This is a genomic window from Empedobacter sp. GD03739 (genome assembly GCF_029843245.1).
GTDB classification, from domain to species: Bacteria; Bacteroidota; Bacteroidia; order Flavobacteriales; family Weeksellaceae; genus Empedobacter; species Empedobacter falsenii_B.
Genome location: NZ_JAOCHX010000016.1, coordinates 31,508 through 46,638 on the forward strand (window position 1 = coordinate 31,508; position 15,131 = coordinate 46,638).

Annotated in this window: 10 protein-coding genes; 8 read left to right on the forward strand and 2 right to left on the reverse strand. The window is 31.9% G+C overall.

What is annotated here, in order from left to right; genetic code table 11:
- Positions 1-16: 16 nt before the first annotated feature.
- The 8 genes from N5E64_RS06995 (at position 17) to N5E64_RS07030 (ending at position 10,747) form a co-directional block, all read left to right on the forward strand.
- Positions 17-3,133 (forward strand): S41 family peptidase, encoded by a 3,117-nt coding sequence (locus N5E64_RS06995; protein ID WP_280036641.1) that lies wholly within the window; start codon positions 17-19, stop codon positions 3,131-3,133.
- A gap of 75 nt (positions 3,134-3,208) precedes the next feature.
- Positions 3,209-3,922 carry a 1-(5-phosphoribosyl)-5-[(5-phosphoribosylamino)methylideneamino]imidazole-4-carboxamide isomerase gene (hisA, locus tag N5E64_RS07000; protein ID WP_280036642.1) on the forward strand — a complete coding sequence of 238 codons (714 nt, stop codon included), beginning with the start codon at positions 3,209-3,211 and terminating at the stop codon, positions 3,920-3,922.
- 1 nt (position 3,923) lies between these two features.
- Positions 3,924-4,676 (forward strand): imidazole glycerol phosphate synthase subunit HisF, encoded by a 753-nt coding sequence (gene hisF / locus N5E64_RS07005; protein WP_125349874.1) that lies wholly within the window; start codon positions 3,924-3,926, stop codon positions 4,674-4,676.
- Entirely contained in the window at positions 4,673-5,284 is a 612-nt protein-coding gene (gene hisIE / locus N5E64_RS07010) for a bifunctional phosphoribosyl-AMP cyclohydrolase/phosphoribosyl-ATP diphosphatase HisIE (RefSeq protein WP_125349873.1), read from the forward strand. The genes hisF and hisIE overlap by 4 nt, the downstream gene beginning before the upstream one ends.
- A gap of 178 nt (positions 5,285-5,462) precedes the next feature.
- Positions 5,463-6,926, forward strand: a complete 1,464-nt coding sequence (locus N5E64_RS07015) for an ankyrin repeat domain-containing protein (RefSeq protein WP_280036643.1) — start codon at positions 5,463-5,465, stop codon at positions 6,924-6,926.
- A gap of 8 nt (positions 6,927-6,934) precedes the next feature.
- Positions 6,935-7,426, forward strand: coding sequence for a DUF2271 domain-containing protein (locus tag N5E64_RS07020; protein WP_125349871.1), 492 nt, complete (start codon positions 6,935-6,937; stop codon positions 7,424-7,426).
- Position 7,427: 1 nt separating this feature from the next.
- A complete protein-coding gene (locus N5E64_RS07025) occupies positions 7,428-9,617 on the forward strand; it encodes a PepSY domain-containing protein (RefSeq protein WP_280036644.1) in 2,190 nt (729 codons plus the stop codon).
- 128 nt (positions 9,618-9,745) lie between these two features.
- A complete protein-coding gene (locus N5E64_RS07030; protein ID WP_280036645.1) occupies positions 9,746-10,747 on the forward strand; it encodes an FAD:protein FMN transferase in 1,002 nt (333 codons plus the stop codon).
- Positions 10,748-11,208: 461 nt separating this feature from the next.
- Here N5E64_RS07030 and N5E64_RS07035 read toward each other — a convergent pair whose 3' ends face one another.
- Positions 11,209-14,082, reverse strand: coding sequence for a type I restriction endonuclease subunit R (locus N5E64_RS07035; protein ID WP_280036646.1), 2,874 nt, complete (start codon positions 14,080-14,082; stop codon positions 11,209-11,211).
- Between the two features lie 104 nt (positions 14,083-14,186).
- Complete coding sequence (locus N5E64_RS07040) at positions 14,187-15,110, reverse strand: site-specific integrase (RefSeq protein ID WP_280036647.1); 924 nt, start codon at positions 15,108-15,110, stop codon at positions 14,187-14,189.
- Between the last annotated feature and the right edge of the window lie 21 nt (positions 15,111-15,131).

Consider the following 15,131-nt stretch of genomic DNA (forward strand, 5'->3'; position numbering starts at 1 on the left):
TTATAAATTCACACACATGAAAAAAATAGTTTTTACTTTACTTAGTGCTTTTGCAATTTCGCAGGTTTCTGCTCAAGAAAAAGTGTACTTCACTTCTACTCCTTCTTTAAGTCCTGATGCTAAAACGGTTTATTTTAGTTACGATGGCGACATCTGGTCAACCGATATAAATGGCGGGAATGCTGCAAGAATAACAGCTTTAGAAGGAGAAGAAATCAATCCTCGTGTTTCACCAGACGGAAAATGGCTGGCATTCAGCTCTAATCAATATGGGAATTACGATATTTATATAATGCCTATAAATGGTGGACAAATCAAGCAATTGACGTTTCATCAAGCCAAAGACGAAGTCGAAAGTTGGAGCTGGGATAGTAAATCGGTCTATTTTACCTCAAACCAAAATAATGGATTTGGAAGTTTTAAAATTGATTTAGACGGAAAAACACCAGAAGCGCTTTTTACAAATTATTTCAACACAACAAATGGTTTAGTAGAAACTCCTCAAGGCGAATATATTTTCACCAACTCATCTGAAAGTGCAAGTCAAGTTACACGAAAAAGATACAAAGGAGAAAATAATCCAGATTTATTAGGATATAATCCAACCACAAAAAGTTATAAACAATATACCGATTACAACGGAAAAGATTTTAATCCAACAGTTGATAAAAACGGAATTATTTATTTTATTTCGGACGAAAATAATGGCGAATACAACTTATATCAATTAGCAAATGGTAAAAAAGAAGCGTTAACAAAATTTGAAACTTCGATCAAGAAACCTTTTGTTTCGGCTGATGGTTCAAAAGTTGTTTTCGAAAAAGAGTACCAATTATTTGTTTACGATGTAAAAGCAAAAACGTCGAAACCTCTTACAATTAATGTCAATTCGAATAAATCTTTAGAAAAAGAGCAAAATTTTGAAGTTGAAAATAATATTGACTATTTTGATATTTCTCCTGACGGAAAGAAAATGGCTTTTGTAAGTAGAGGAATTATTTTTGTTTCGGATAATGAAGGGAAATTTGTCAATCAAATTTCTGATGGAAAAGAGCGTGTTTTAGAAGTAAAATGGTTGAAAGACAACAAAAATTTAATATTCAACCAAACCTATAAAGGTTATCAAAATTGGTTCAAAATTTCGGCTGACGGAAAAGGAAAAGTTGAACAATTAACTTCTGATTTAAGAAATAATCGAGACATTACATTCAACAATGATTTATCACAAGCTGTTTATTTAAGCGGACGCGATGAAGTAAGATTATTAGATTTGAAATCACTTAAATCATCAACAATTGTTAAAGATGAAATTTGGGCTTTCCAAAATTCGAAACCATCTTTTTCTCCAAATGATGAATATGTGTTATTCTCTGCAAAACGCAATTTCGAGTTGGATATTTTTATTCACAACATCAAAAATACAACTGTTAATTTAACGAATACTGGTGTTTCAGAAGCTGACCCTACTTGGTCACCAGACGGAAAATACATTTATTTTTCAAGCGACAGAAAAAACCCTTCCTATCCTTTGGGAATGCAAGAATCGAGTATTTATCGTGCTTCTTTAGATTGGTTTGATCAAGCTTATAAATCAGAAAAATTTGATAATTTATTTGTCGAAGAAAAAAAGGTTGAGAAGAAAGAGAAAAAAGAAGAAAAGAACGATTTTAAAGCATTAACTATTAATCCAGAAGGATTCTTAGAAAGAATTGAATTGGTAACAGACCGTTTTGGATATCAGACAAATCCTTTTGTTTTTGCGGATGATAAAAAGCAATTTTTATTCTATAATACTAACCAAGAAAATGGTAAATTTCAGTTATACAGAAAAACGACCGCTGATTTTGAAGAAGATAAAACAGACAAAATATTCAACAAAGGCGCTGATTTTATCTTGAAAAATGAAAAAAATCTTTACGCTTTAATCGATAATTCTGTTTACAAATTTGGTATTAATTCTACAAATCCTGAAAAAGTTAGTATTAAATATAATTTCAATAAAAACTTGGCTTCAGAATTCAATCAAATGTACGAAGAAGCTTGGGCTGGAGTAGAAGAAAATTTCTATGATGAGAATTTTCATGGAATTGATTGGAAAGCGAAAAAAGAACAATACGCAACGTTTTTACCTTATGTAAACAATCGAAATGATTTAAGAATTTTGCTAAATGATATGCTAGGTGAATTAAATTCTTCGCATTTAGGTTTTTCATCTTTCGGAAAAGAAGAAAGTCGAAGATTGAATTATTTCACAAACGAAACGGGAATTATTTTCAAGAAAAATCAACCTTTTACAGTTGAAAAAATCTTACGAAAATCTCCTGCTTTCCTTAAAAATGTTGATATTCAAGAAGGTGATATTTTAGTAAGTGTGAATGGACAAAAAATCGATCAAAACCAAAATCGTGAAACTTATTTTACAACGCCTAAAAAATTAGAAGAATTAACTCTTGAATTTGATCGAAAAGGAAAAACAATTTCTACGAAGATTCATCCTATTTCAAATAATGAATTGAAATCGCTTTTATATGATGAATGGATTTATGAAAATCGTCAGCGTGTAAAAAAATTAAGCAACGATAGAATTGCTTATTCGTACATGAAAAATATGTCTACTTCTGAATTGGATGTGTTTTTATTGGACATGGTAGAGCAAGAGAATAGAAAAGATGGTGTCATTTTAGATTTACGTTTCAATACAGGTGGAAATGTACATGATAAAGTTTTGAACTTTTTATCGCAAAGACCTTATTTGAAATGGAAATATCGTGAAGGACAATTAACTGTTCAACCAAATTTTGCTCCTTCAGGAAAACCAATTGTTTTATTAATTAACGAATACTCATTGAGCGATGCAGAAATGACAGCTGCAGGATTCAAAGCCTTGAAATTAGGAAAAATCATCGGGCAAGAAACGTATCGTTGGATCATTTTCACTTCTGGAAAAGGATTAGTTGATGGCTCATTTTATCGTTTACCAAGTTGGGGAACTTATACTTTGGACGGACAAAATTTAGAAAAAACTGGAGTTAAACCTGACATTTATATTAAAAATACGTTCTTAGATCGATTAGAAAATAAAGACCCACAATTGGAACGTGCAATCCAAGAGGTCATGAAAGAATTAAAATAATTTACGAAGGTTAATTTACGAATTACGATTGTTTCTTAATCGTAATTCCAAAATAGTAAATCTAACATAACAGTTATGAGAATCATCCCAGCTATAGATATTATCGACGGAAAATGCGTTCGATTGTCACAAGGCGATTATGATACAAAAAAAATATACAACGAAAATCCGTTGGAAGTTGCAAAAGAATTCGAGGATTACGGTATCGAATATTTGCACTTGGTAGATTTAGATGGAGCTAAATCAAAAGAAATCATTAATTATAAAACGTTAGAATTAATTGCTTCTAAAACCAATTTAAAAGTTGATTTTGGAGGTGGAATTAAGGCAGATCAAGATATTAGAATTGCTTTTGAATGTGGCGCAAACCAAATTACAGGTGGAAGTATTGCGGTTCAAAATCCAACATTATTTCAAGAATGGATTTCACAGTATGGAAGCGATAAAATCATTTTAGGCGCGGATGCTAAAGATCGAAAAATAGCAACACATGGTTGGTTAGAAACTTCAGAAGTAGATGTGATAGATTTTATCAAAGAATATAAAACCAAAGGAATTGATTATGTGATTTGTACAGACATCGCGAAAGACGGAATGTTAGAAGGAACTTCAAACGAATTATATGCAGAAATTTTAGCGACTTCGGAGGTCAAATTAATTGCTTCTGGCGGCGTTTCTTCAATCGATGATCTAATCAAAATAAAAGAATTAGGTTGTGAAGGAGCAATTCTTGGAAAAGCGATTTACGAAGGGAGAATTCAGTTGAAAGACTTAAAACAATTGTACTAATATGCTGAAGAAAAGAATCATACCATGTCTCGACATCAAAGATGGACGAACGGTAAAAGGTGTTAATTTCGTGGGCTTACGCGATGCGGGAGATCCAGTGGAATTAGCAAAAAAATATGTAGAAGAAGGTGCTGATGAATTAGTCTTTTTGGATATCACAGCGACTTTAGAAAAACGTAAAACCTTAGCTGAAATGGTTGAAAAAATTGCTTCAGCTATTAATATTCCGTTTACAGTTGGTGGCGGAATTAATTCTGTGGAAGATGCTTCGGCGGTCATCAAAGCTGGTGCAGATAAAGTTTCCGTTAATTCTTCGGCTGTCAAAAATCCTCAATTAATTGCAGATTTAGCAGCTCGATTTGGATCGCAATGTGTAGTCGTTGCAGTAGATACTCGCGATGTAAATGGAACACAAAAAGTTTTCGTAAGCGGTGGAAAAATTGAAACCGAATGGGAAACGTTAGATTGGGTCAAAAAAGTAGAAGAATTAGGCGCTGGCGAGATTCTGTTAACGTCTATGGATGGCGATGGAACAAAAGCTGGTTTCAAAATTGATATTACAAAAGCGGTTGCTGATGCTGTAAATCTTCCAGTAATTGCTTCTGGTGGAGCAGGAAAAATGGAGCATTTTACAGAAATTTTTACCCAAACCAAAGCAAGTGGTGGATTGGCTGCAAGTATTTTTCACTTTGGTGAAATTCCAATTCCAACACTTAAAAGTTATTTAAAAGAACAAAATATTCCGATACGATGAACATCGATTTCAATAAAAGTAACGACGGATTAGTTCCCGTTATTATTCAAAATTATCTTAACAACAAGGTTCTGATGTTAGGTTACATGAACGAAGAAGCTTTTAACAAAACCCAAGAAATTAGAAAAGTGACCTTTTATTCTCGTTCAAAAAATAGATTATGGACAAAAGGTGAAGAATCAGGCAACTTTTTGGAAGTAAAATCTATCGCAGTTGATTGCGACAACGATACAGTTTTAATCAAAGCAAAACCTTTTGGACCAACTTGTCATACGGGTTCTACGACTTGTTTTAAAGAAGAAACAAATCATGGATTTGTATATGAATTGGAACAAACCATTAACGATAGAATTGATTTAGACAATGATCCAGATTCGTATACCAATAAATTATTCAAAAGAGGAATCAATAAAGTTGCACAAAAAGTAGGTGAAGAAGCAGTTGAATTGGTGATTGAATCCAAAGACAACAACGATAATTTATTTATTAATGAAGCGGCGGATTTGTTGTATCACTATTTAATTTTATTGAAAGCCAAAGGTTTCAAATTGGAAGATGTTGAAAACGTTTTGAAATCGAGAGAAAATGGTCCAAGACGAGCTGAATAAAGTAGTTTAGAAATATTAAAGATTGCTAATCTGCAATCTTTTTTGTTTTCAAAAAACTGATGTTTAGCAGAATTAGCCAAATTTATTTGATTTAATTAGAATTAATATAAATAAAAATAATACTTTTGAAATCAAATTAAAATTAGTCTAAATAATTATTACAATATATTCTATTCATATGAAAAAATTATTCATTTCTGCTGCTATCCTTGTCGCTTCATTTATTCAAGCTCAGACGAACACTTTGATGGACGCTGGTTTTTGGAAAAATAATCCAACAATAGAAACTGTAAAAACTGAAATTTCGAAAGGAAATAGTCCTTCTTTTCAAAATGGTGGTTTCTTTGATCCAGTTGTAATAGCGATTAACAACAAAGCAGATTTTAATGTGACTAAATTTTTAATTGAACAAGAAGGAAATTCTGTTGATAAAAAAACGCATCACTCAAGAATTTATCTTCAATGGGCAGCTGCTGCGGGGAATTTAGAATTAGTAAATTATTTATTAGCCAAAGGTTCTGATGTTCATTACAAAGATAGCCATGGTTACGATGTGATAACGTATGCAGCGAGTGCTGGAAATCAAAATATAGCGGTTTACGATGCGTTAATTAAAGCTGGTGCCAATCCAAAAGTGAAAGGAGAAAATGGGACTAACTTAATTATGGAAGCGATTGCAAATGATGATGATTTAAAAGTAACAGAATACTTTATTTCGAAAGGTTTATCATTAAGCGAAAAAGACGCTAACGGACGTACTATAGCGGATTATGCTGCAAAATTAGGAAACTTATCAATCATAGATAAATTAATCGCGAAAGGAATTAAACCTACTGATCAAGCTTTATTTTTTGCCACACAAGGTTCGAGAACAAAAGAAAATGGCGTAGAAGTTTTCCAAGAATTAATTACAAAATATAAATTAAATCCGAAAGCGTTAAATCCAGACGGACAAACATTATTACACGCTTTGTCTCGCAGGGGAAACTCAGAAACAATCAACTTTATCTTATCAAAAGGTGTTGATGCTAAAATTGCTGATAAAGAAGGAAACACTGCATTAATGGTTGCTGCTGGAGGAAAAAATACAGATTTAATCAATACATTTTTATCAAAAGCAAACAATGTAAATGCGGTTAATAAAAATGGTGAGTCAGCTTTAACCAAAGCTGTTGCTTCTGGAACATCTCAAATCGTTTCTTTATTGTTAGAAAAAGGCGCTAAAGCTGATATTGTAGATAAAGATGGAAATAATTTGGCTTATTATTGGTTCAATTCTTTCAAACCAAATGATGAATCATTCGCAGAAAAACAAGCTTTATTAACAAATGCAAAAGTTGATTTTAAAGCTACTCAAAGCAAAGGTGCAACTTTGTTACACATCGCTGTTGATAAAGGAAATGTAAATTTGGTGAAAAAAGCGATTGAATTAGGTGTGAATCTTAATACACAAGATGAAGACGGAAATACAGCGTTACACAAAGCAGCTTTGATTGCGAAAGATGATGCAATCTTGAAAACTTTGGTTGCTGCTGGAGCGAAAAAAGATATTAAAACAGAATTTGACGAAACAGCTTATGATTTGGCTGGAGAAAACGAATTCTTAAAGAAAAATAATGTGTCTATTGACTTTTTAAAATAATAAAGGAGATGAAATTTAACTTAATCAAAAAATTAGTTGGATTAGTTGTAATCTTAATGGCAACTGCCACTTTTGCACAAACAACAAAATACAAAACAATGATTCAGATGAATAATTACACGGGAAAAGAAGCCTATGTAGTGATTTCATTAATCAATCCAAAAGGACAATACGAAAAAACTTTAGGTGTTTTGGGAACAGATAACGAGTGGTATAACACGTTAAAAGAATGGCACAAATTTAATAGTAAGAAAAAAGAAAAATTAAACGGAATTACAGGTGCTTCAGTTGCTGGAGGAGCGAGAGCGACACGTGTCATCGAGTTTGATACTGCAAAATTGAATAAAGGATACAAATTACGTTTTGAATCTGCTGTAGAAACTCAAAAATACGTCGCAAAAGATGCTGAAGTTGCATTAAATTCTTCGGATTTAGACAACAAAGCAGGTATCAAAGGTTCAGTTTATATTAAAGCCGTACGTTTTATAAAAGTTCAATAAAATGACATTATCTATTTGGAGATATGCGCATTTGAGTCTTGCAATTTTATCTTCAGCATTTTTAGTTATTCTATCTATCACAGGAGTAATTTTGGCTGTTGATGCAATAAACGAAAAATCGCCCGCATACAAAGTAGAAAATTTCGATAACATAACACTCGCGCAAGTTTTACCAACTTTGCGCGAGCATTATTTTGAAATAATTGAAGTAAAAGTTGATCACAATGATTTTGTGACAATTGATGCAATGGACGAAGATGGAAATTCGATCAAATCTTACATTGATCCTACAACAGGAAAAAAGATTGGTGAGATTGTTCCAAAAAGTGATTTCATCAATTGGGTCACAGCCTTGCACCGTTCATTATTTCTAAAGGAAACAGGACGAGCAATTGTTGGTGTCGTCTCTTTTTTATTGATGTTAATTTCAATAAGTGGATTAATCTTAATCGTAAAACGTCAACAAGGAATTCTAAATTTCTTTACCAAAGTTAACAAAGACTCCTTTTCACAATATTTCCATGTTGTAACTGGACGTTGGTTATTAATTCCAGTTTTAATCATTGCATTAACAGGAACATTGATTTTCTTAGCGCGATTAGAACCTTTAGTTGGTCAACCAAAAGAAATTGAGCATCAAGTCAAAGAAAATTTACAACCAAAAGATTTAAAAGACATTGAATTTTTCAAAAATACGAAATTAAGTAGTGTTGAAAAGATTGAATTTCCTTTTATTCCAGATGATGAAGCAGAACCATTTATCGTCCATTTAAGAAAAAAATCGGTTTCGGTTAATCAAGTAAATGGAGCGATTATTTCAGAATCGTTGAATCCTTATTCAGCAATTGTAGAAAAATTCAATATCGATTTACATACAGGTCGCACCAATGTTATTTGGGCAGCGATTTTAGGAATTGCTTCGCTTAACATTTTATTCTTTATTTGGTCAGGATTTGTAATTACGTTCAAACGTACAAAAACGAAAATTGGCAAAAATAAATATAAAGCCAACGAAGCTGAAATTATCCTTTTAGTTGGTTCAGAAAATGGTGCAACTGTTGGATTTGCTTCAAAAATTCAAGAGCAATTTTTAGCAAACGGAAAAAAATCATTCATTGCTCAGATGAATCAATATGAAATTTATCCAAAAGCAAAACAACTCATCATTTTTACCTCAACTTATGGAATTGGTGATGCGCCTGCGAATGCTAAGAAATTTGAACAATTAATCACACAATTTCCACAAAACCAATCCATCGAATTTTCTGTTGTAGGATTTGGATCAAGAGCATATTCAGATTATTGTGGCTATGCAGTTAAAGTTGACAAATGGTTGAATGATCAAAAATGGGCTACTCAATTATTGGATTTGAAAACAGTAAATGATAAATCGCCGGAAGAATTCACAAATTGGGTCATTGCATACAAAGAAACGACAGATATTCCGTTAGCAACAACGCCTGCGATGTATGTTGGAAAAGCACTAGAACTGAAAAATGTTAAGGTTATTTCTACCACTAAAATCACACAAGAAGATGCTACATTTAAAGTTATTTTAGATGTAAAAGAGAAATTCAAATCTGGAGATTTATTAGCAATTTATCCCGAAAGTGATCACAAAGAACGCTTATATTCGGTTGGAAAAGTAGATAATAAATTACAGTTAATTGTAAAATTGCATGAGTTTGGATTAGGTTCTCAATATTTATATAATTTGGTTCAAAATTCTACGATTAAAGCTCGAATTGTAAAAAATAAAGCCTTTAGATTTCCAAAAGCTTCAAAAGTTGTGATGATTGCAAACGGAACAGGAATTGCACCTTTTCTTGGGATGATTGATGAGAATTCAAAAAATATTGAAACGCATTTATACTGTGGTTTCAGACATGATAATGAAACAACAAAATCTTATCAAGAATTTGCTACGAAACAAATTTTTACGAATCATTTGAGTCAATTTCACATTGCATTTTCTCGTGAAGAAAATAAACAGTATGTGATGGATTTAGTCAATCGTGATGCTAAATTCTTTGCTGAAACATTACAAAATGGTGGAATTCTTATGATTTGTGGTGCTCTCACAATGCAACATGATGTAGAGAAAGTTTTGGAACAAATCTGTCAAGAACATTTGAATAAATCATTCGAAGAATTCAAAACAAATGGGCAATTTTTGACGGATTGTTACTAGAAAAATAATTTTGATGCAATCCTAAAACAAGTTCAGAATAACCTAATACCTGTCATACCGAGCTTGTCGAGGTATCTTTAAGCTTTATACTTTTCGATAAACTCAGAATAACAAATGAATAAACCAAAATGAAATTCATTCTAAAAAATATATTCACTTTTATACTATTGTATGTTCTAACTCCGATGAATGCTCAAACGGTTGGAGTTAGAGATACAATTTTAATGGGAAGTAAATTCAAAATTACATTGGTTGATTCCGATTCTATTTCCGTTGAAAAAAACATCAATAAAGCAATTGATGAAATGATTAGAATTGAGAATTTGATTTCTGACTGGAAACCAACTTCGCAAGTTTCTCTTGTCAATCAAAATGCAGGAATAAAGGCGATAAAAGTAGATCGAGAAGTTTTTGACTTAACAAAGCGTGCGATTTATTTTTCGCAACTAACCGATGGTGCTTTTGACATTAGCTTTGCGGCAATGGATAAAATATGGAAATTTGATGGTTCAATGGAAAAGATTCCAACTCAGGAAGAGATTTCAAAAGCCATCGAAAAAATCGGTTATAAAAACATTATTTTGAATGAAGAAAATTCAACTATTTTCTTAAAAAAAGTTGGAATGAAAATCGGTTTTGGATCAACAGGAAAAGGTTATGCAGCACAAAAAGCACGAACTTTTATGCAAAGTTTAGGAATTAATGCTGGTATAATAGATGCTTCTGGTGATATGACAACTTGGGGAAATCAACCTAATGGAGAAGCTTGGAAAATTGGAATTACAAATCCATTTAATCGTCATAAAATGTTGGATATTCTCTCAATGAAAAATGCTGCAGTTACAACTTCTGGTGATTACGAAAAATTTATTTTGATTGATGGAGTCCGTTATTCACACATTATTAATCCCAAAACTGGAATTCCTTCAACAGGATTAACAGGGGTTACAGTTATTGGTCCGGATGCTGAAATGTGTAATGGTTTTAGCACTTCTATCATGGTTTTAGGAAAAGAAAAAGGATTGAATTTGATCAATCAGCAAAAAGATTACGCTGCTCTTTTGATTACAGATAAAGGAAAAATTATTCGCTCAAAAAACTACAAGAAGATTAAACGAAAACTTGGGTAATAACACTTACAAAATAGCTAATTTGGATATGCAGTTTCAACGATAAAATACGCCTTACAAAGAAGTTTCTGAATCAATTTTATTTATCCAAAACAGCACTTTCACAATATCAATAATTTAACCTAAATTATTTAGATAGATAATAATGATTATGTAAAGTTATTTTATTTTCTTATAATTTATTGTAAATTAGTTTTTAACACTAAAAATACTATGAATAAACTTTATTTTAAAGTTTTCAGGAAAAAGCTGTATTGGTTGGATACTAAGCTTTTATAAAGATTATCAAAAAAGTCAGGTAACGATTTGGTAACGGTGCTTATTGCTTTACTTTTCAACGTGTTTCCGTTAGCTCATAGCAAATATACAAAAAAAAACAAAGGATAGGTTCCAAGTTATCTATCCTTTAATTATCACTTTTAAATATTTTTGATTCTTATGAATACCACTTGTATAAAACATTAATTTCCTGATATTCCAGTAACAAAAGTTTCCACGAAACCTAAAATCTTATTTAGAATACGATCTCCGATTTCCTTTGATTTTAAAACGCTTGGTCTTCCTTCTTCTCGAAGTGCTAAAATTTCTTTTCGTAAAGGTTCGCGTTCCGTAAAAAGATAGTTTTCGATCAATCTTTCAGTTTTTTCTTCAGATAGATTTTCCGTTTTAACTAATTCTTGAAGTGCTTTTTGTTGCTCTACATTCCAGAATTTTTCAAATTCTTCGGGAATAGTATCCGTATCTTCAATATTTGGTAGACTCTCATGAATAAATTTATCAATCAAGTCTCTTTTACTTCTTAATGAAACCTCAGTATTCAATAAGTTGGCAATCTCTTTTTCAATGCTTTCTTTATCTTTCGCACTGTGTTTGGACTTGAATTTGACCAACAATTGGATAATATACGTAACATTAATCGTATCACGTCTTATCAATTCTAATTCAAAATCTATATCATTGAGAATGGATGTTTTTTCAGGTGAAGGATCTGTTCCCAGTCCATCTTTTAAATCCAAATACTTACTCGTGTAATCTGCAAATAGTTGTTCTTCAATCTGTAAATCATCCCAAGTAAATTCTGTATAATGACTCATCTTCTTGTGTAGGCGCATCAAAGCACGAAAAGCTAAGATAAACTCCAATTTATCTTCTTCTGAATATAATCCATCAACAGACGTAACTTCTGGAACGATTTCTAATAATTTTTGTGTTGCTTCGTTAAATTTATCAACATAAATCTCATAAGGTTCAACTATAATTTCATCAATAGCTTCCTTATTACTGAACAAAGCAATAGCTTCGTCAGTTTTGTCTTTTAAATTTCTGAAACAGATAATATTTCCTTGGGTTTTATTCTTATCTAATATACGGTTGGTTCTACTAAAAGCTTGTATCAGTCCATGATATCGAAGATTTTTATCAACATATAAGGTGTTCAAAGATTTACTATCAAATCCTGTCAAAAACATATTAGCAACTAATAAAATATCCGCTTCGTGTTTTGGGTGTTTCGATTTTTTAGCTACGGCATTGTAATAATTGTAATATCCTTCGTTGTCTTTGATATTTTGCTTTTCACCAAACATCTCATTAAAATCTTCAACATAATTTTCCAATAACTCTCTACGGTGCGGTTTATATCCGTATTCAGTTTGAGGTTCAGCAGCCATATTGATTTGAGCAGCTACTTGTTCTTCCATTTCTTCTTCATTCTGAGCAAAACTGAAAATAGTTGTTATTTTAAGATTATGCTCCCCATTTAATTTTTTACGTTTAAAAATTTCATAGTATTGAATAACCGAATCAATATCTTGTACACACATCATCGCACAAAATTTCTTGTTTTGTGTTTTCTGATCATGATGTTGAATGATATAATCTACGATTGCTTCTTTACGTTCAGGGGCTTCAAAGACTTCTGTTTCATTGATTTGCTCCACTTTTAAATCAATGATGTGTTCTTTCTGTTTAAAAGTCTGAATGTATTCAACCGAGAATTTCAAAACATTTTCATCACGTATGGCATCAGTAATTACATATTTATGCAGACATTTTCCAAAAAGACTTGCCGTGGTTTTCATTCCATCGGAATTCTTCTCTAAAATTGGTGTACCTGTAAAACCAAACAACTGAATGTTAGTGAAATAATTTACGATGTTTTTATGCGTATCACCAAATTGCGAGCGGTGACATTCATCAAAGATAAAGACCATTCTTTCATTCTGAATAGCTTTCATTTTGGCTAAATTTCGACTGGAAATAGCATTGTTCAGCTTTTGGATAGTTGTAACAATGATTCGAACATTCGGATCGTTAAATTTTCGAACTAAATCATCTGTATTAGTAGCAGAACTAACAGAGCCTTTACTGAAATTATCATACTCCTGATTGGTTTGATAACCTAAATCTTTCCTATCTACCACAAAAACCACCTTTTTGATGGCTGGAATATTAGATAAAATCTGACTAGCTTTAAAACTGGTTAAAGTTTTACCACTTCCTGTTGTATGCCAAATATATCCGTTTTTTTCAATATTATAACCGTTCAGAATTTCGTTTTCTTTTACCTTTTTGATTATGTTTTCTACCGCATAGTACTGATACGGTCGAAGCACCATTAATGCTTTGGCAGTTTCATTCAACACAATGTACTTACATATCATTTTACTGATATGACAAGGTTCTAAAAAAGCATCCGTAAAACCATTCAGTATGTTGTTGAGTGGATTATTCTGTTCGTCTGTCCAGTGAAAAGTCTGAAGATATTCCTGCTTGTTTATTCCGAAATTGCTAAAATATTTGGTGTTTACCCCGTTACTGATAACGAATAATTGTACAAAATGAAACAAACCTTTTCCAGCACCAAAGCTATGTTTTTGATAGCGGTTGATTTGGTTAAATGCTTCCTTCATTTCCAAACCTCTTCGCTTTAACTCAATTTGTACTAATGGCAAACCGTTTATCAACAGCGTAACATCATAGCGATTTTGATATTTTCCTTCCTGTGTAATCTGATTGGTTACCTGATACTCATTTTGACACCAATGTTCTACATTAAGAAATTCAAAATATAGATTATCGCCATTATCTCTAATGATATGATGCTTCTTTTCTCTTAATACCTTGGCTTTTTCAAAGACAGATCCCTTATTGAGAATGTTTAATACTTTTTCAAATTCACTGTCGCTAAATTGTATATGATTGTGCTTTTCTAATTGCGTTTTAAGGTTTGCCAACAAAGATTTTTCATCAGCTATAGTAATATATTTATATCCCAATTTTTGTAATTGGATAAGGAGTTGTTCTTCTAAAATTTGCTCAGACTGTTTGCTCAAAATAATTATGAATTAGGAGTTAACCGTGTTTTTTTATCTACACACAAATTTAACAAAATAAAGTGATCTCAATTCATTAGCGCCTCCTAATTCATAATATAAACTTACCTCAAAGCTTTAAACATCTGTTCAATGGCTTTCTTCTTTTGTTCCATATTTGGATGAACATATAAATTTAATGTTGTACTTATATTTGAGTGCCCCAATAATACACTAACTGTTTTGTAATCACAATTACTTTCGATACAACGTGTGGCGAAACTGTGTCGCAAACCGTGGAATTTTATTTTGGGAATTTCTAAATGTCGCATTAAGTTTTTATAGAAACTGCGGTACGTTCTGGGTTCTGTAGGTTTAGCATCATTGGTCAGCACAAAAAAAGAAGGATTTACTATTTTTTTGATGGGTTTTATCAATCGAATTAAATCTCTGTTCATCGGGATTTCGCGAATGGAGTTTTTGGTTTTTGGCGTGTCTAAAATGAGTTCTGTTTTTCGGGTTCCGTCTTCTATTACGTAGATTCTTTGAATGGTACGATTCACGCTGATTACTCCGTTGTCGGTATCAATGTCCTCCCAAGTTAAAGCACATATCTCGCCAATTCGCATTCCTGAGGATAAACAGATTAAAACACCTAAATTCCGAAAGGTAAAATGTTCTTGTATGTAATTCATTATTTTTTTCTGATGCGTTCTGGAAAGCACTTCTATTTGCTGATTTTCGCGAATGGTAGGATATTGAATTTCGAAAGGTTCATAAGCAATCCATTTGTTTTTAGCACCAAATTTCAGCACCATTTTCAAAACGATTAAAATGTCTTTGATGGTTTTTTGGCTTAAACCAGCTTCTAATTTTTGCAATACAAAAGTTTGTACATCGGCTTCCTGAATTTCGTATTGATTGCCAAAAGAGGGTAATAAATGATTTTCGATGAGTAACACATACGCCGAAAAGGTTGATTTTTTCACATAGTTTTTTTTGTCTGTTTTCCATAAAGAAATGACTTCTGAGAGTTGTTTTTTGTCCATTTTTTTTGAATTAAAGATTTA

Bases quoted from the DNA above. Each gene is read 5' to 3' on its own strand.
- N5E64_RS07020 (WP_125349871.1), top strand. From the start codon at position 6,935: ATGAAATTTAACTTAATCAAAAAATTAGTTGGATTAGTTGTAATCTTA.
- N5E64_RS07025 (WP_280036644.1), top strand. From the start codon at position 7,428: ATGACATTATCTATTTGGAGATATGCGCATTTGAGTCTTGCAATTTTA.
- hisA (WP_280036642.1), top strand. From the start codon at position 3,209: ATGAGAATCATCCCAGCTATAGATATTATCGACGGAAAATGCGTTCGA.
- hisF (WP_125349874.1), top strand. From the start codon at position 3,924: ATGCTGAAGAAAAGAATCATACCATGTCTCGACATCAAAGATGGACGA.
- N5E64_RS06995 (WP_280036641.1), top strand. From the start codon at position 17: ATGAAAAAAATAGTTTTTACTTTACTTAGTGCTTTTGCAATTTCGCAG.
- N5E64_RS07030 (WP_280036645.1), top strand. From the start codon at position 9,746: ATGAAATTCATTCTAAAAAATATATTCACTTTTATACTATTGTATGTT.
- hisIE (WP_125349873.1), top strand. From the start codon at position 4,673: ATGAACATCGATTTCAATAAAAGTAACGACGGATTAGTTCCCGTTATT.
- N5E64_RS07040 (WP_280036647.1), bottom strand. From the start codon at position 15,110: ATGGACAAAAAACAACTCTCAGAAGTCATTTCTTTATGGAAAACAGAC.
- N5E64_RS07015 (WP_280036643.1), top strand. From the start codon at position 5,463: ATGAAAAAATTATTCATTTCTGCTGCTATCCTTGTCGCTTCATTTATT.